Annotated in this window: 15 protein-coding genes; 3 read left to right on the forward strand and 12 right to left on the reverse strand. The window is 65.2% G+C overall.

Going from position 1 to position 15,844, the window contains the following annotated elements; all coding sequences use genetic code 11:
• Positions 1 to 9: 9 nt before the first annotated feature.
• From xylA to GU927_RS08325, 6 genes are all read right to left on the reverse strand, one after another.
• Positions 10 to 1,311: a xylose isomerase gene (xylA, locus tag GU927_RS08300; RefSeq protein WP_161761908.1), complete on the reverse strand. Its 1,302-nt coding sequence runs from the start codon at positions 1,309 to 1,311 to the stop codon at positions 10 to 12.
• Positions 1,308 to 2,744 carry a xylulokinase gene (xylB, locus tag GU927_RS08305; RefSeq protein WP_161761910.1) on the reverse strand — a complete coding sequence of 479 codons (1,437 nt, stop codon included), beginning with the start codon at positions 2,742 to 2,744 and terminating at the stop codon, positions 1,308 to 1,310. The genes xylA and xylB overlap by 4 nt, the downstream gene beginning before the upstream one ends.
• Positions 2,744 to 3,505, reverse strand: a complete 762-nt coding sequence (locus GU927_RS08310) for an ATP-binding cassette domain-containing protein (protein WP_161761912.1) — start codon at positions 3,503 to 3,505, stop codon at positions 2,744 to 2,746. The genes xylB and GU927_RS08310 overlap by 1 nt, the downstream gene beginning before the upstream one ends.
• A 14-nt stretch (positions 3,506 to 3,519) precedes the next feature.
• Positions 3,520 to 4,908: a sugar ABC transporter permease gene (locus GU927_RS08315; RefSeq protein ID WP_161761914.1), complete on the reverse strand. Its 1,389-nt coding sequence runs from the start codon at positions 4,906 to 4,908 to the stop codon at positions 3,520 to 3,522.
• 147 nt (positions 4,909 to 5,055) lie between these two features.
• Entirely contained in the window at positions 5,056 to 6,081 is a 1,026-nt protein-coding gene (locus GU927_RS08320) for a substrate-binding domain-containing protein (RefSeq protein ID WP_161761915.1), read from the reverse strand.
• Complete coding sequence (locus GU927_RS08325) at positions 6,074 to 6,226, reverse strand: hypothetical protein (RefSeq protein ID WP_217765565.1); 153 nt, start codon at positions 6,224 to 6,226, stop codon at positions 6,074 to 6,076. The genes GU927_RS08320 and GU927_RS08325 overlap by 8 nt, the downstream gene beginning before the upstream one ends.
• Positions 6,227 to 6,305: 79 nt before the next feature.
• On the opposite strand from GU927_RS08325, the gene GU927_RS08330 reads away from it, so the two are divergent.
• A complete protein-coding gene (locus GU927_RS08330) occupies positions 6,306 to 7,583 on the forward strand; it encodes an ROK family transcriptional regulator (protein ID WP_161761916.1) in 1,278 nt (425 codons plus the stop codon).
• A gap of 10 nt (positions 7,584 to 7,593) precedes the next feature.
• Here GU927_RS08330 and uvrC read toward each other — a convergent pair whose 3' ends face one another.
• The 5 genes from uvrC to GU927_RS08355 form a co-directional block, all read right to left on the reverse strand.
• Positions 7,594 to 9,480: an excinuclease ABC subunit UvrC gene (gene uvrC, locus GU927_RS08335; protein WP_394357666.1), complete on the reverse strand. Its 1,887-nt coding sequence runs from the start codon at positions 9,478 to 9,480 to the stop codon at positions 7,594 to 7,596.
• A gap of 5 nt (positions 9,481 to 9,485) precedes the next feature.
• The gene (locus tag GU927_RS08340) at positions 9,486 to 9,701 is read right to left on the reverse strand and encodes a hypothetical protein (protein ID WP_161761917.1); all 216 of its coding nucleotides are present in this window, start codon (positions 9,699 to 9,701) and stop codon (positions 9,486 to 9,488) included.
• Between the two features lie 92 nt (positions 9,702 to 9,793).
• Entirely contained in the window at positions 9,794 to 10,570 is a 777-nt protein-coding gene (locus tag GU927_RS08345) for an SDR family oxidoreductase (protein ID WP_161761918.1), read from the reverse strand.
• A gap of 2 nt (positions 10,571 to 10,572) precedes the next feature.
• Positions 10,573 to 10,761 (reverse strand): hypothetical protein, encoded by a 189-nt coding sequence (locus tag GU927_RS08350; RefSeq protein ID WP_161761920.1) that lies wholly within the window; start codon positions 10,759 to 10,761, stop codon positions 10,573 to 10,575.
• A 4-nt stretch (positions 10,762 to 10,765) separates the two neighbouring features.
• Entirely contained in the window at positions 10,766 to 11,560 is a 795-nt protein-coding gene (locus GU927_RS08355) for a S49 family peptidase (RefSeq protein WP_161761922.1), read from the reverse strand.
• Positions 11,561 to 11,639: 79 nt separating this feature from the next.
• Here GU927_RS08355 and GU927_RS08360 point away from each other — a divergent pair, with 79 nt between their 5' ends.
• Together GU927_RS08360 and mutS are read left to right on the forward strand one after the other, a co-directional pair.
• Positions 11,640 to 12,533: a LysR family transcriptional regulator gene (locus GU927_RS08360; protein ID WP_161761924.1), complete on the forward strand. Its 894-nt coding sequence runs from the start codon at positions 11,640 to 11,642 to the stop codon at positions 12,531 to 12,533.
• Positions 12,534 to 12,593: 60 nt separating this feature from the next.
• Positions 12,594 to 15,239, forward strand: a complete 2,646-nt coding sequence (gene mutS / locus GU927_RS08365) for a DNA mismatch repair protein MutS (RefSeq protein WP_161761926.1) — start codon at positions 12,594 to 12,596, stop codon at positions 15,237 to 15,239.
• Positions 15,240 to 15,307: 68 nt separating this feature from the next.
• Here the strand turns inward: mutS and GU927_RS08370 are convergent, their stop codons facing one another.
• Complete coding sequence (locus tag GU927_RS08370; RefSeq protein ID WP_161761928.1) at positions 15,308 to 15,844, reverse strand: nucleotide exchange factor GrpE; 537 nt, start codon at positions 15,842 to 15,844, stop codon at positions 15,308 to 15,310.

Raw genomic sequence — 15,844 nt, forward strand, 5'->3', positions numbered from 1 at the left:
TGGATCAGATCAGATGAAGCGGTTCCAGAGGTTTTCCAGCCGCTCCTGCCGTCCCGACTTCGGTTCGGGGTTCAGGTTTCGGGCGGTGACGACCGCTGCGGCATCTTCCAGCGAACCGGACAGCAGCGCCTTCGCTTCGGCCTTTTCCCAGCCGGCGTAGCGGTCGGCGCGGGCCTTTTCCAGCGCGCCATCCTCCAGCAGGGCGGCGGCGGCCTTCAGGGCGCGGGCGCAGGTGTCCATGCCGCCGACATGGGCGAGGATCAGGTCTTCGGGGTCCAGCGACTGACGCCGGATCTTCGCGTCGAAGTTGGTGCCGCCGGTGGTATAGCCGCCCGCGCGCAGGATTTCGTAGAAGGCCAGCGCCTTTTCCGCGTGATTGTTCGGGAACTGGTCGGTGTCCCAGCCGGATTGGTAATCGTTCCGGTTCATGTCGATGGAGCCGAAGATGCCAAGCGATGCCGCAAGGGCGATTTCATGTTCGAAGCTGTGCCCCGCAAGGATGGCGTGGCCCTGTTCGATGTTGACCTTCACCTCTTTCTCAAGCCCGAACTGGACGAGGAAGCCGTAAACGGTCGCCACGTCATAGTCATACTGGTGCTTGGACGGTTCCTGCGGTTTGGGTTCGATCAGGATCGTGCCCTTGAAGCCGATCTTGTGCTTGTATTCCACCACCTGTTGCAGGAAGCGGCCCGCATGTTCGCGTTCGGCCTTCAGGTCGGTGTTCAGAAGCGTCTCATACCCTTCGCGCCCGCCCCACAGGACGTAGTTCGCCCCGCCCAGCTTGTGCGTGGCGTCCATGTTGGCCTTCACCGTCGCTGCGGCATAGGCGTAGACGTCGGGATCGGGGTTCGTCGCGGCGCCCGACATCCAGCGGCGGTGGCTGAACATGTTGGCGGTGCCCCAGAGGAGCTGCGTCTTGTGCGCCGCCTGTTTCTGCCCGAGGTAATCGACGACCTCGTCCAGATTGCGCTTGGACTCGGCAAAGGTCGCGCCTTCGGGGCGGACGTCGGCGTCGTGGAAGCAGTAGAAGGGCGCGCCAAGGATGTCGAACATCTCGAAGGCCACGTCGGCCTTGAGCTTGGCCAGCGAAAGCGTGTCACCGAACCACGGGCGGTCGAAGGTCTGCCCGCCGAAGGGGTCGCCGCCCGGCCATGCGAAGCTGTGCCAATAGGCGACCGCAAAGCGCATGTGGTCTTCCATGCGCTTGCCCATGATCACCTCGTCCGGATTGTAGTGCCGGAAGGCGAATTCGTTGGTCGAGGACGGCCCCTCGTAGCGGATTTGGGGGATGCCCTTGAAGAAGTCGGTCATTTCAGTCCTCGGATGGCGGATTGTGCGGCGCGATAGCGGGCATGGCCCGCGTCGAAGGCAGGCGTAAGGGCGCGGTCGGGCTCGATCGTGCGGGCGATGGGCGGTAGGGTTGCGATTTCCGCCCCCGCCCCCGTAGCGGCCATGAGGGCAAGGCGCGCGGCGCCGAAGGCCCCGCCGAAATCGCCCGCGACGGGCAGGTGGACGGGAATATCAAGCGCGGTCGCGATGGCCCTGAGCCAGTAGTCGGAACGCGAGCCGCCACCGACGGCAAGCAGCCGTTCGATCCGCGTCCCCGTGGCGGCCAGCGCGTCGCGACTGTCGCGGATGGCGAAGGTGACGCCCTCCAGCACGGCGCGGGTTGCCGCCGCGCGGTCGGTCGCGTGTTCGAGGCCAAGGAAGGCACCCCGTATAGCCGCGTCGTTGAGCGGTGTGCGTTCCCCGCCCAGATAGGGCAGGAACAGCGTCTTGGACGGGGCTTTCAGGTCGCCCAGCGCGCCCGTCAGGTTGGCGGCACTGTCGCCCACCAGACCCGCATACCAGTTCAGCGCGTCGGTCGCGGCAAGGATCACACCCATCTGGTGCCACGTATCCGGCAGGGCATGACAGAAGGTGTGCACCGCCGTTTCCGGCGCGGGCTGATAGCCGTCATTGGCGGCAAACAGCACGCCCGAGGTGCCCAGCGAGACGAAGGCATCACCGGCCTTCACCACGCCCACACCCACGCCGGAGGCGGCATTGTCGCCCCCGCCGCCCGCGATCACCACGTCCTTCGGCAGGCCCCAGCGGGACGACAGCGCGTCACGGAGTTTGCCCGAAACTGCGGACCCTTCGACCAGACGGGGCATATGCGCCCGCGTCAGGCCGGTCGCGGCAAGGCATTCGTCGGACCAGTCGCGTTTGCCCGTATCCAGCCAGCTTGTGCCCGCCGCATCGGACATCTCGGCCACATGCTCGCCCGTCAGCCACAGCCGCAGGTAGTCCTTCGGCAGCAGCACCCGCGCGACCTTTTCCCAGATACGCGGTTCGTGGCGCCGCACCCAGACCAGTTTCGGCGCGGTAAAGCCCGGAAAGACGATGTTGCCCGTCACCCGCCGGAACATCGGGTCGCCGTCGAGTTCCGCCGCCTCTTCGTGGCTGCGGGTGTCGTTCCACAGGATACAGGGACGCAGCACCTCGTCCGAGGTATCCAGCAGGGTCGCACCGTGCATCTGTCCTGACAGGCCGATGCCGCGCACCTTGGACAGACCATGCGCCGACAGCGCGTCCATCACCGTTTCGGCGGCGGCGATCCAGTCGGCGGGGGATTGTTCGGACCATCCCTCATGCGGACGCGACACGGTAAGGGGGGCGCTGGCTTCGGCCAGCACCCCTTGCGCGTCGTCGATCAGCACGCCCTTCAGGCCGGACGTACCGAGATCGAGGCCGATATACATCACGCAGCCTTTGCAGGTTTCTTGCCGAGGATGATCATCGACAGGATGTCTTCATCGGTGACTTCGTTGACGTTGACCGTACCGACAAGCTGACCGTTCTTCATGACCGACGCGCGGTCGCACAGTTTCATGACGTTGTGGATGTCGTGTTCGATCAGGAAGATGCCCAGACCCTGCGCCTTCAGCTCCTGGATCAGTTCCGAAACCATCTGCGTCTCGTGCGGGCCGAGGGCGGCGGTGGGTTCGTCCATGATCAGGATCTTGGCGTTGAAATACACCGCCCGCGCAATGGCGACCGACTGGCGCTGACCGCCCGACAGGGCCGATACCGGCACGTTGAACTTGCGGAAGTTGGGGTTGAGCCGCGCCATGATCTTGCGCGTCTCGGCCTCCATCTTCGTTTCGTCCACGAAGCCGAGGCTGTTCACGATCTCACGCCCCAGAAACAGGTTCGAGGCGGCGTCGAGGTTGTCTGCCAGAGCAAGCGTCTGGTAGATCGTCTCGATGTTCTGGGCGCGGGCGTCGCGGGGGTTGTTGATCTCTACCCGCTGCCCGTTGATGTATATGTCACCCGCGTCGGGTTTGTAGGCGCCGGACAGGCACTTGATCAGCGTGGACTTGCCGGCGCCGTTGTGACCCAGCAGTCCGACCACCTCGCCGGGGTAGAGGTCGACCGTGACGTGGTCGACAGCTTTGATCCCGCCGAAAGAGATCGAGATGTCGCGCAACTCGACAAGGGGGGTGCCGCGATTGGTGGTCATGGTGAAGTCCCCCCTTATTTGATGCGCTTGCGGTAAACGATGTCGAGCCAGACGGCCACGACGAGGGCGATGCCGATGACGATCCGCTGGTAGGACCCGTCACCGAAGCCGATCAGCACCATGCCCGTCTGCAGCGAAGTCAGGATCAGCGCGCCGATGATGGCGCCATAGATCGTGCCCACGCCGCCCGCCAGCGAGGTGCCGCCTACGACCGCCGCCGCGATGACGTAAAGCTCGTCCAGATTGCCCATCGCGTTGGTGGCGCTGTTCTGGCGGGCCGAACCGATGACGGCGGCGATGCCGGCCAGCGCGCCCATAAGGGTAAAGATCTTCACCGTCATGGCGCGGGTGTTGATGCCCGACAGGGTGGCCGCCTCGGGGTTGCCGCCAATGGCAAAGACATAGCGGCCAAAGCGGGTGCGGGTCATCAGGATGGTCATCAGGATGGCCACGACGATCATGATCAGCACCGGATAGGCGAAGCCATGGCCGAAGCTGGCGCAGACATCGGTATAGATCGTGTCATTGTCCTGCGCGCAGGCGGGCAGGTCCTGACCGATGGACTGGTAGTATTTCTGGATGTTGCCGCGCGGCCAGATATAGGCGTTGAACAGCGCCGTCGTGCCAAGGATGGCACCGATGATGATGCCGCCCACGAACCATTCCGCCCAGACGGGGCGCAGCGCAAAGCCATGCAGCTTGCGTGACTTGCGCCCGTTCAGAACGGCCCAGACGACGAAAAGGCTGGCGATGCCGCCGAAGATCCAGCTTCCCGTGGGCCCGAGCGCGCCGAAGGATCCGCCGCCGATCAGGGCGAAGGTCTCGTCCAGTGGGGCGATGGTCTTGCCACCCGCGACAAGGAAAGCCGCGCCGCGCCAGACCAGCAGGCCGCCCAGCGTGACGATGAAGGAGGGAATGCCCAGATAGGCGATCATCCCGCCCTGAAGCGCGCCGATCAGCGCGCCCATCAGGACGCCGAAGATCACGGTCAGGATCCAGATGGAGGGATGGCCCAGACCCATCGCAGGGGTCAGCCATTCGACCTGCAACAGGCCCATATACATGCCGACCATGCCCATGATCGACCCGACCGACAGGTCGATGTTGCGGGTGATGATCACCAGCACCATCCCCGTGGCCATGATACCGATATAGGCCGTCTGGACCGACAGGTTCCAAAGGTTGCGCGGGGTGAGAAAGCCGTTCGCCTCGACCTGCGCGGCACCCAGCAGCAGCGAGGGACGGTCAAGGATGATGACCGAATAGGCTTCGAATGCGAACCAGATCAGCAGCAGGGCGCCGATCATGCCAAGCAGGCGCGGATCGATTTCCGTCGTCCGCAGAAAACGGCCAAAGCCGCTTTCCTGACTATGGGATGTCGGAGTGTTGGGTTTGTCGGTCATGTCCTCATCCAGCATGAGAGGGTAGGGCCGCATCGGGGGCCGCGCAAAGCTGCACGGCAAACAGGGGATGCCGGTGGCTGTCTTGGCCACGCGCCCGGAAAGTGAACCGGCGCCGCCCTTGGGGCAGCGCCGAAATGTCAGCCAGAATTACTGGCAGGCAGCCACGTCGGGCAGGGCGCCTTCGCAGGCCTGCTCTTTGGTGATGTGGCCCGCGTCGATCGCAAGGTTCAGCGTTTCCTTGGTGATCGGGGTCGGGTTCAGAAGGATCGCGTTCATTTCAACGCCCTTCTCGCCGCCCGAGAACTTGGTCGCGCCCGGGATCGAGTCCAGAGCCGCCCCGTCAGCCAGAGCCGAGGCGATCTCGCCGGCGGCCTTGCCGAGGTCACGCGCGTTCTTCCACACCGAAACGGTCTGGGTGCCACGCGCCACGCGGTTGATCGCGGCGAGGTCGCCGTCCTGACCGCCCAGCGGAACGTTCAGGCCCTGCGCGGCCAGAGCGGCAGCGGCGCCACCGGCCATGCCGTCGTTCTGCGCGAGAACGGCGTCAACGGCGTTGTTGTTGGCGGTCAGGATCTGTTCCATGTTCTTCTGGGCGTTCTCGGGCTTCCAGCCGTCCGAGTTCGCTTCGCCGACGATCACGATGTCGCCCGAGGCAACAGCGGCGCCGATGACTTCTTCCATGCCCTGACGCAGGAAGCCGACGTTCGGGTCACCCGGGTCGCCCTTGATGATCGCGTAGTTGCCCTTGGGCGCCACGGCGAACACCGATTCCGCGATGATGCGGCCCACGCCGACGTTGTCGAACGTCAGGTAGAAGGTGCGGTTGTCTTCGATCAGACGGTCATAGCCCACGACCGGGATCCCTTCGGCAGCGGCCTTTTCGATGGCCGGCCCGATGGCGTCCTTGTCCCATGCGTTGATGACGAGGGCGTCAACGCCCTGCGCGATCAGCGCATCGATGTCGGACAGCTGCTTTTCGGCGGACGACTGGGCGTCGGCCGAGATGTATTCGTTGCCAGCGGCTTCGATGGCGGCCTTCATCGCGGCTTCGTCGATCTTCCAGCGCTCTTCCTGGAACTGCGCCCAGGAGACGCCGATCTTCTTGCCCTCTGCCAGCGCGGCCGAAGAGAAGCCGACCGTCGCCAGAACGGCGACGAGGATTGCGTTACGCATAAGTATCCTCCCTATGGATGCGGCCAGCGTATGGCCGGTCCGACGGATTCGTCGGTACGTGCGGGAAATTGGCGCTAATAATTTCAGTTGTCAAAATAAAAATGATCGTGAAATCTTGCGCTGCCTGCCAGAAGAGCGTTTCCATGCGGCAATGCAGCATTCCAGAGGCTTTTCCGGCAGGTTAGGGCAGAAATGCTGCCTGTTTTTATTCGGGAACCAAAGAAATGCTGCCGCAACTACCTTCGGACGATGGCCATGAGGGCCGCAGGGGCTGCGGGCCGCTGATTCCGCCGCTGTCCGACACGCTGCGCCCGCTGCGGCAGCAGGTCTTTGAACGCGTCCGTGCGGCCGGCCTGATTCCCCGCGTGCAGGTGGCCAAGGATCTGGGCGTCAGCCCCGCCTCGGTCACTACCACGACCTCGGAACTGATCGAGGCGGGTCTGATCGAAGAGGTATCCGCGCCGCGCGAAGGGGATCAGGGCCGCGGTCGGCCCGCCGTCCTGCTGGGGGTGCGGGCCAACGCGCATCGGGTGGCCGGAATGAAACTGTCAGACCGCGAACATACGGCGGTGATCGTGGATTTCGCCGGAAACCTGATTGCCGACGACGTCATCCCCCGCCGTCCCGGACCGATGACGACGGCCGAGATCCTGTCCGCCATCGAAACCCTGCTGAACCGCGTCTGCGCCAAGGCGGGGCTGGCCCGCAGCGACCTATCTGCCGTCGGGATCGGCGTTCCGGGCTTTGTCGATACGATGTCCGGCACCGTCATGTGGTCCTCGGTCCTGAGCGACCGCGGCGTCCAGCTTGCCGCGGCGGCCCAGGCGCGGGTGGGCCTGCCCGTCACCATCGACAACGACGCCAATCTGGTCACGCTGGCCGAACTCTGGTTCGGGGCGGGGCGACGTCTCGCGGATTTCGCCGTGGTGACGATCGAGCATGGCGTCGGGATGGGATATGTCATCAACCACCGCATCTATCGCGGCGCGCAGGGGCTGGGGATGGAACTTGGCCACACCAAGGTGCAGCTTGACGGCGCGCTCTGCCGGTGTGGCCAGCGCGGATGCCTCGAGGCCTATATCGCCGACTACGCCCTTGCGCGCGAGGCGACGACCGCGCTCAACTGGACCCATCGCGAGGGGCAGTCGATCAGCGTCCTGCTCGAATCCCTCTATGACCATGCCAAGGCGGGCAATGCGGCGGCGCGGTCGATCTTCCGCCGCGCGGGCCGCTATCTGGCGGTCGGTCTGTCCAATGTCATCAACCTGTTCGACCCCGCGCTGATCATCCTGTCGGGAGAGCGGATGCGCTATGACTATCTTTACGCGCAGGAAACCCTTGCCGAGATGGAGAACCTGGCCATCCAGACCGGTCGCCCGCGCCCGCCGATCGAGATCCATGCGTGGGGCGACCTGCTGTGGGCCCATGGCGCGGCTGCACTGGCACTGTCATTCGTGAGCGAGGGGTCGCTTTCGCCGTCGCGGGACATCGCCGCGCAATGACGCAGACGCGCTAGCGTTCGTTGAAATGGTCATGGATCGTGCGGGCCATGGCTTCGCTGATCCCTTCCACAGCGGTCAGGTCGGACAGTCCGGCACGCGCCACGGCCTTCGCACTGCCGAAATGGGCGAGCAGCGCGCGCTTGCGCTTTGCACCGATCCCCGGAATGTCGTCCAGCGGCGTCGCACCCACCGCCTTGGACCGTTTGGCCCGATGCGCGCCATTGGCCCAGCGATGTGCCTCGTCCCGCAGGCGCTGCACGAAATAAAGGACCGGATCGTTCCGCTGCAGGGCGAAGGGCGGTTCGCCCGGGCGGTGGAATTCCTCCTTTCCTGCGTCGCGATCTATCCCCTTGGCCACGCCGATATAGGGCACATCGTCCACACCCAGACCGGCAAGGATCTCGCCCACGGCGGAAACCTGCCCTGCCCCGCCGTCGATCAGCAACAGGTCCGGCCATGCATCCGTCTTGCGGTCGGGATCATCCTTCAGCAGACGCTCGAAGCGGCGCGTCAGGACTTCCTTCATCATTCCGAAGTCGTCGCCCTGCTTGCCCGCCTCGCCCTTGATGTTGAACTTGCGGTACTGGCCTTTGACAAAGCCATCGGGTCCGGCCACGACCATTCCGCCGACGGCATCGGCGCCCTGGATATGCGCGTTGTCGTAAATCTCGATCCGGCGAGGCGGCGCGTCGAGGTCGAAGGCCTCGGCCAGTCCGGCAAGCAGGCGCGACTGCGCCGCGCCTTCGGCCATGCGGCGGGCCAAAGATTCCTTGGCGTTGCGCGCGGCATTCTCGACCAGTTCCGCCTTTTCGCCCCGCTGCGGAACGGCAAGCTCCACCTTGCGCCCCGCCCGTTCGGCCAGAAGGGCGGTGACCAGATCCTCGTTCTCCACCGGATGGGACAGCAGGATCAGGCGCGGCGGTTCCTTGTCATCATAGAACTGCGTGACGAAGGCTTCGAGGATTTCGGACTCCTCGGCCCCCGACCCCGTCCGCGGATAGAAGTCGCGGTTGCCCCAACTCTGGTTGGCGCGGATGAAGAAGACCTGCACGCAGGCCTGCCCGCCTTCCAGATGCAGGGCGATCACATCCGCCTCGGCCACGCCGCGCGGGTTGATGCCCTGCGCCGACTGCACCTGCGTCAGCGCGCGGATGCGGTCACGCAGGGCGGCGGCGCGTTCGAATTCCATCGCCTCGGAGGCTTCCGCCATCTGCGCGGCAAGCTGGGCCTGCACCTCGGTCGATTTCCCCTCGAGGAAGCGTTCGGCGTCCTGCACCTGCGCGGCATATTGATCGGGCGTCACGCGGCCGACGCAGGGGGCGGAGCACCGCTTGATCTGGAACAGCAGGCAGGGGCGCGTGCGGCTTTCGAACATGCTGTCCGAACAGTTCCGCAGCAGAAACACCTTTTGCAGCTGGTTCAACGTCCGGTTCACCGCGCCCGCGCTGGCGAAGGGGCCGAAATAGCTGCCCTTTTCCGACCGCTTGCCGCGGTGCTTCTTGATCTGCGGATAGGGGTGTTCCTTGCCGATCAGGATGTTGGGAAAGCTCTTGTCGTCGCGCAGCAGCACGTTGTAGCGCGGCTTGAGCTGCTTGATCAGGTTCTGTTCCAGAAGCAGCGCCTCGGTCTCGGTGCGCGTGGTCAGGAACATCATCGACGCGGTCTCGAGGATCATCCGCGTGATCCGGCCTGAATGCTGCGGCGAGGGGCGCGCGTAATTCGATACCCGCGCCTTCAGATTGCGCGCCTTGCCGACATAAAGGACTTCCGCCTTGGCATTCAGCATGCGGTAAACGCCCGGCGAGGAGTCGAGCGTCCGCAGGTAGCCGTGGATCACGTCGTGACCCGTGGGCACCTTTTCCGTCTGTTCGGGGCTGTCCTGCACGCCGTCGGCCACCGGATTTACACCTTCAATCGCAGAGTCATCGATTCCCCTCTTGGCTGCAACGCCCGCCGTCCGAGAGCAAGGGCAAAGCTGTCCACGCTTTTTGTGGATAACTCTGCGGGAAAGTTTTTGGCATCGGCGAATTTTCCTTGTTTTTCGCTCGTTTCGCTGCGCTGCCTAAAAAATAGGCACAAATTTAAGTCATTGAAAAACATGGAAAGAATTTCGACCACATGGCAAATCCCTGAATTTCCTAATGTTTTCGTAACGGACAGGTAACCATGCCCTCGGAAGTGGACAACTTCCGGTCGTAGCGATGTCAGGCCTACTCCACACCGGTGACATCGGGCGTCTGCCAGGCCAGATGCTGCCCGCCGTCGACGGCAATCATCTGGCCCGTCACGGCGACGGAATCGAGGAAAAAACCAAGCGCAGCGGTGATGTCGGCGGGGTTGGCGCCACGCTGCAGCACGGTCGCGGCACGTTGCGCCGCAAAGGCTTCGGCCGTCTGCCGGCCGCCCTGCAGGGTGGGGCCCGGACCGATGGCATTGACGCGGACGCGCGGGGCAAGGCCCTGCGCCGACGTCTGGGTCAGGGCCCAGAGGGCGGCCTTGGCGATGGTGTAGCTTGCGAAATCCGGCGTCAGCTTCCAGACGCGCTGGTCCACCATGTTCACGATCAATCCTTGGGCGACGGGCTCTCCTGCGGCGTCGGAAAGCGGATCGGGGACCTGCGCCGCGAAACGCTGCGTCAGCACGAAAGGGGCGCGCAGATTGGATTCGATGTGCCTGTCCCAACTCGCCCGGGTCGCGGTGGTGAAATCGTCATGCTCGAAGATCGAGGCATTGTTCACCAGAACCGACAGCGGCCCGCCCAGCGCCTCGGCCGCGCGCGCGATCAGCGTCTGCACCTGATCCTCGATCAGTACATCGGCGGCGACGGTTTCCGCACGGCGTCCCATGCGGCGGATCTCGTCGGCGACCGACGCGGCCTCGTCCCTGCTTCCGGCATAATGGATGGCAAGGTCATAGCCCCGCCCCGCAAGATAGAGCGCCATGGCGCGGCCAAGCCTGCGCCCCGCCCCCGTAACCAATGCCCGCATCGCTAGCCCTTTCCGCAATCGCATCCGCCCTTGCCGAGCAGATAGCGCCCGCAGCGGCGGCAGCGAGAGGGTTTGCCCAAGGCGGGACGGATCGTGGTGATCCTGCGGAAGCTGGCCGGAAACAGCAGCTTGCCGACAAAGCCGACAAGGGCCATCGCGGCGAGGAACAGGATGACGAACTTCACCAGCATCGCGTCACAACCCGAAGCGCGACCACAGGGCGCGCTCCTCGACCCCCTGGATCAGCCCGTCCGTGGCCGCCATGCCAAGCCGCTGCAGCAAGCCCCGCTTCTGCCCATAGGGCACCAGCCGCACCTTCTCGCCATAGAGTTCCATCATCTTCGGCCTCAGATGTGCGATCCCGTCGGCAAGACCGACCTGCACCGCCTGCCGGCCCACCCAGACATCGGCGTTGAAGAGATCGGCCGTTTCGTCCAGCCGCCCGCCGCGCCGCGATCTCACATGGTCGATGAAGGCTGCGTGGATCGGCTCCTGCAGCCGTTTCAGGCGTTCAACATCCTCGGGCTTCTGCGGCAGGAAGGGGTCGGCGAAGCTCTTGCTCTTTCCCGCCGTCACCACGCGCCGTTCGATCCCCTGCCGCGCCATGAGCTCCGGGAAACCGAAAGAGGCGAAGATGACGCCGATGGAGCCGAGGATGGACGACCCGTCGCACCAGATGTCATCCGCCGCGCAGGCCAGCCAATAGCCGCCCGAGGCTGCCACATCCTCGACAAAAGCGTGGACGGGAACCTTCTTCTCATCGGCCAGCCGCCGGATGCGCGCCGCGATGAGCGCGGATTGCACCGCCGACCCGCCGGGCGAGTTGATGACCAGCGCCACGGCGGCGGGCTTGCCGCGCGCAAAGGCCCGCTCGATCAGGGGCGCGACGGACTGGTCGTTCAACCCGCGCGCGCCGATGCCGATGGCACCCTGAAGGCGGATGACCGGAACGAGCGCGGGTTTCGGCACGAAGGGGATGAAGCGTCTCATGCAAGACAGCTAAGCGCCGCGGGCCTTGCGGGCAAGGGGTGCTTGCAGAAGGGGGCGGATTGCGGGCAGGGTCGGTCGCATGATCGACAAGCTGGAAATGTTCATCGCGCTGGCCAACGAACGGCACTTCGGCCGCGCGGCCGAGGTCTGCGGCGTGACCCAGCCCACACTGTCCTCTGCCATCCGCCAGCTGGAGGATCAGCTGGGCGTGCAGCTGGTCTTTCGCGGCTCGCGCTTTCAGGGGCTTACCCCCGAAGGACAGCGCGTGCTGGACTGGGGGCGGCGCATCGTGGGCGACATGCGCGCGCTGAAGGACGAGATGCGGACGGTCCGCGCGGGTCTTTCGGGCAATCTGCGGATCGGCGTCATCCCGACCGCCCTGCCCATGGTGGCCGGATTGACCGGCGCCTTTACCGCGAAACACCCCAATGTCCGCGTGTCGATCCTGTCGCGGACCAGCGTGGAAATCCTTGGCGGGATCGAAAGCCTCGATCTGGATGCGGGCATCACCTATCTGGACAACGAACCGCTGGGGCGGGTGGCACAGGTACCGCTCTATGCCGAATTCTACCGCCTGCTCTGCGCGCCCGGGACCGCGCTAGCGGACCGTGATCAGGTGACATGGGCCGAGGTGGCCGAGCAGCCGCTCTGTCTGCTGACGGGTGATATGCAGAACCGCCGGATCATGAACCAGCATCTGGCCGAGGCGGGGGCGAATGTCGTCCCGCAGATCGAATCCAATTCCTCCATCGCGCTGATCAGCCATGTCCTGACCGGCCGCTGGGCCTCGATCGTGCCGCGGCAACTGGCGCAGATGTTCATGACCGGCGGCCAGTTGCGCGCCATCCCCATCGTGGCCCCCGAGGTGGAGCATCTTGTCGGCCTGATCACGGCGCGACGCGATCCGATGACGCCCGTTCTGGCGGCGCTGATCGCCGAGGCCGAACGGTTTGCCAAGGTCGCGACGCTCTGATCCGGTCTTTTCGGGGGGGCGGGGCTTCTGTAGGGTCGGGCGCGCAACAGGGGGCAGGAAGTGACCGAAGAAACCGTCACGCCGATGATGGCGCAATATCTGGAGATCAAGGCGCAGAATCCCGGCGCGCTGCTGTTCTACCGGATGGGCGATTTCTACGAGATGTTCTTCGATGATGCCGTCGCGGCGGCCGAGGCGCTCGACATCGCCCTGACGAAACGGGGCTTCCATCTGGGCGAACCCATCGCAATGTGCGGCGTTCCCGTCCATGCGGCCGAGGGTTATCTGCTGACGCTGATCCGCAAGGGGTTCCGCGTCGCCATCGCCGAACAACTGGAAGACCCCGCCGAAGCGAAGAAGCGCGGCTCGAAATCCGTGGTCCGGCGCGATGTCGTGCGGCTGGTCACCCCCGGCACGCTGACCGAGGATGCACTGCTCGAGGCACGGCGTCACAACTTCCTGTGTGCCTTCGCCGAGGTGCGGGAGGAGTCGGCGCTGGCATGGGCCGATATCTCGACCGGCGAATTGCGCGTGATGTCCTGTCCTCCCGCGCGGCTGGGGCCGGAACTGGCGCGGCTGGCCCCGCGCGAGGTGCTGGTCTCCGAGGCGCGAGAGGCCGAATGGGCCGGAATAGTGACGGAATCCGGGGCCGCGCTGACGCGGCTGTCGCGGGGTTCCTTCGATTCCGTTTCTGCCGAAAAACGGCTTTGCGCCCTGTTCGACGTAGGGACGCTGGAAGGGTTCGGCCGGTTCGATCGGGCAGAGCTTTCGGCCATGGGCGCGCTGGTCGACTATCTCGACCTCACCCAGCGCGGAAAGTTGCCCTTGCTCCGCCCGCCGGTGAAAGAAGCGCCGGGCGGGTCGATGCAGATCGACGCGGCGACACGGCGCAATCTTGAACTGACGCAGGCGCTGAGCGGCGGGCGCGACGGGTCGCTGCTGGCGGCGGTGGACCGGACCGTGACGGCGGCAGGGGCGCGCCTTCTGGAACGGCGCATCTCCTCGCCGTCGCGCGATCTGGCGGTGATCCATTCGCGTCTGGAGTCAGTGCGTTTTCTGCTGGAACAGAGCCTTTTGCGGACCGAATTGCGCGACGCCCTGCGCCGCGTGCCCGACATGGACCGTGCGCTATCGCGGCTTGCGCTGGATCGGGGCGGACCGCGCGATCTGGCGGCGATACGGGCCGGACTGACACAGGCGGTTTCGATCGCGGCGCGTCTCGACGGGGCGCCCGTGCTGCTGGACGATGCCGCGCGGGCGCTGGTCGGGCATGAGGCGCTGGTCGATCTGCTGGATCAGGCGCTGGTGGCGGAGCCGCCGCTGTTGGCGAGGGATGGGGGGTTCATCGCGCCGGGCTTTGACGGGGAACTGGATCAGGCGCGGCGCCTGCGGGACGAGGGGCGCGGGGTGATCGCCGCGATGCAGGCGGATTTCATCGCGCAGACGGGAATCCAGTCATTGAAGATCAAGCACAACAACGTGCTTGGCTACTTCATCGAGACGACCTCGACCCATGCGGAGAAGATGCTGTCTCCGCCCCTGTCCGAGACCTTCATCCATCGCCAGACGACGGCAGGGCAGGTGCGGTTCACCACGGTCGAACTGTCCGAGATGGAGACGCGTATCCTGAACGCGGGCAACCATGCGCTGGAGATCGAGAAGCGCCATTTCGAGGCGCTGCGTGCCGCTGTGCTGACAGCCAGCGGTACAGTCGGCGGTGCGGCGCGCGGTCTTGCCGAGATCGATCTGGCCGCAGCTTGGGCCGACCTTGCCGCGGACGAGGGGTGGAGCGAGCCGGTCGTCGACGAAAGCCGCGCCTTTCTGGTCGAGGGTGGTCGCCATCCGGTCGTGGAACGCGCCTTGCGGCGACAGGGAGCGGGGCCCTTCGTGGCGAACGACTGTGCCCTGACCCATGGCGGGACCCCTGCGATCTGGCTTCTGACAGGCCCGAACATGGCCGGTAAGTCCACGTTTTTACGGCAAAATGCCCTGATCGCCCTGCTGGCACAGGCCGGCAGTTTCGTTCCGGCGACGCGGGCGCATCTTGGTCTTGTCAGCCAGTTGTTCAGCCGCGTCGGAGCGGCCGACGATCTGGCACGGGGTCGCTCCACCTTCATGGTCGAGATGGTGGAGACGGCGGCGATCCTGAACCAGGCGGATGACCGGTCCCTCGTCATCCTTGACGAGATCGGTCGCGGCACCGCGACCTATGACGGCCTGTCCATCGCCTGGGCCACGATGGAACATCTGCACGGGCAGAACCGCTGCCGCGCGCTTTTCGCCACGCATTACCATGAAATGACAGCACTTTCCGGAAAACTGGACGGTGTGGAAAACGCGACGGTCGCCGTGAAGGAGTGGGAAGGCGAGGTCATCTTCCTGCACGAGGTCCGAAAGGGCGCGGCGGACAGGTCCTATGGCGTGCAGGTGGCGAGGCTGGCGGGGTTGCCCGCGGCGGTCGTGGATCGGGCCAAGGTGGTTCTGGAGGCGCTGGAATCGGGCGAACGGCAGGGCGGCGCACGACCCAAGGCGTTGATCGACGATCTGCCGCTGTTTTCCGTGACATCCAGCGCACCCCCCGCCCCGCGTGTCGTGGCGAAAGAGTCCGCAGTTGAGGCGCGGTTGAGAGACGCCCATCCCGACGAGATGACGCCGATGGAGGCGTTGCGGTTCGTCTATGAGCTCAAGGATTTGCTGAAGCAATAACCGCTTCATCTCGGCCCAAATACTCCACGGGGGTCCGGGGGTGTGAAACCCCCGGTCCGCGGCCGGTCTCAGGCACCGGTGTTGGAGGAAACGCCCACCTGCGCGGGGCGCAGAAGGCGGTCGTGCAGCATGAAGCCTTCGGTCATCACCTGGATGATCTGGCCGGCCTTGGTGCCGGGAACGGGGGCTTCGAACATCGCTTCGTGGTTCTGGGGGTCGAACATGTCGCCAATCTGCGGGGTGATCGGTTTCACGCCGTGTCGCGTCATCACGTTGGTCAGTTCGCGCAGGGTGAGCTGGACACCTTCGAACAGGGCGGCGGCGGCGGCCTTCTGTTCCTCGGTCGCGGCGTTCAGGGCGCGGTTCAGGTTGTCATAGACAGGCAGGAGATCGCGGGCGAGGCGGGTGCTGCCGTATTGCTCTGCCTCGCGCCGGTCGCGTTCGCCGCGCTTGCGGGCGTTCTCGGCGTCGGCGAGGGCGCGCATGAAGCGGTCGCGGAATTCGTCGCGCTCTGCGCGGAGAGATTCAATCTCATCCGCTTCGATCAGCTCTTCGAGCCCTTCGTTGATTGCGAAATCTTCGGGAACCGTCTTGTCGTCTGCCAT

The sequence above is a fragment of the Paragemmobacter amnigenus genome, from assembly GCF_009908265.2.
GTDB lineage: Bacteria > Pseudomonadota > Alphaproteobacteria > Rhodobacterales > Rhodobacteraceae > Paragemmobacter > Paragemmobacter amnigenus.

What these genes read in the sequence shown, in the direction of transcription:
- GU927_RS08345 (WP_161761918.1), bottom strand. Translation starts at nt 10,570, where the DNA reads ATGCGGGCATTGGTTACGGGGGCGGGGCGCAGGCTTGGCCGCGCCATG.
- GU927_RS08370 (WP_161761928.1), bottom strand. Translation starts at nt 15,844, where the DNA reads ATGGCAGACGACAAGACGGTTCCCGAAGATTTCGCAATCAACGAAGGG.
- GU927_RS08325 (WP_217765565.1), bottom strand. Translation starts at nt 6,226, where the DNA reads ATGGAAACGCTCTTCTGGCAGGCAGCGCAAGATTTCACGATCATTTTT.
- xylB (WP_161761910.1), bottom strand. Translation starts at nt 2,744, where the DNA reads ATGTATATCGGCCTCGATCTCGGTACGTCCGGCCTGAAGGGCGTGCTG.
- GU927_RS08350 (WP_161761920.1), bottom strand. Translation starts at nt 10,761, where the DNA reads ATGCTGGTGAAGTTCGTCATCCTGTTCCTCGCCGCGATGGCCCTTGTC.
- xylA (WP_161761908.1), bottom strand. Translation starts at nt 1,311, where the DNA reads ATGACCGACTTCTTCAAGGGCATCCCCCAAATCCGCTACGAGGGGCCG.
- GU927_RS08310 (WP_161761912.1), bottom strand. Translation starts at nt 3,505, where the DNA reads ATGACCACCAATCGCGGCACCCCCCTTGTCGAGTTGCGCGACATCTCG.
- GU927_RS08355 (WP_161761922.1), bottom strand. Translation starts at nt 11,560, where the DNA reads ATGAGACGCTTCATCCCCTTCGTGCCGAAACCCGCGCTCGTTCCGGTC.
- GU927_RS08360 (WP_161761924.1), top strand. Translation starts at nt 11,640, where the DNA reads ATGATCGACAAGCTGGAAATGTTCATCGCGCTGGCCAACGAACGGCAC.
- GU927_RS08320 (WP_161761915.1), bottom strand. Translation starts at nt 6,081, where the DNA reads ATGCGTAACGCAATCCTCGTCGCCGTTCTGGCGACGGTCGGCTTCTCT.
- GU927_RS08330 (WP_161761916.1), top strand. Translation starts at nt 6,306, where the DNA reads ATGCTGCCGCAACTACCTTCGGACGATGGCCATGAGGGCCGCAGGGGC.
- GU927_RS08315 (WP_161761914.1), bottom strand. Translation starts at nt 4,908, where the DNA reads ATGACCGACAAACCCAACACTCCGACATCCCATAGTCAGGAAAGCGGC.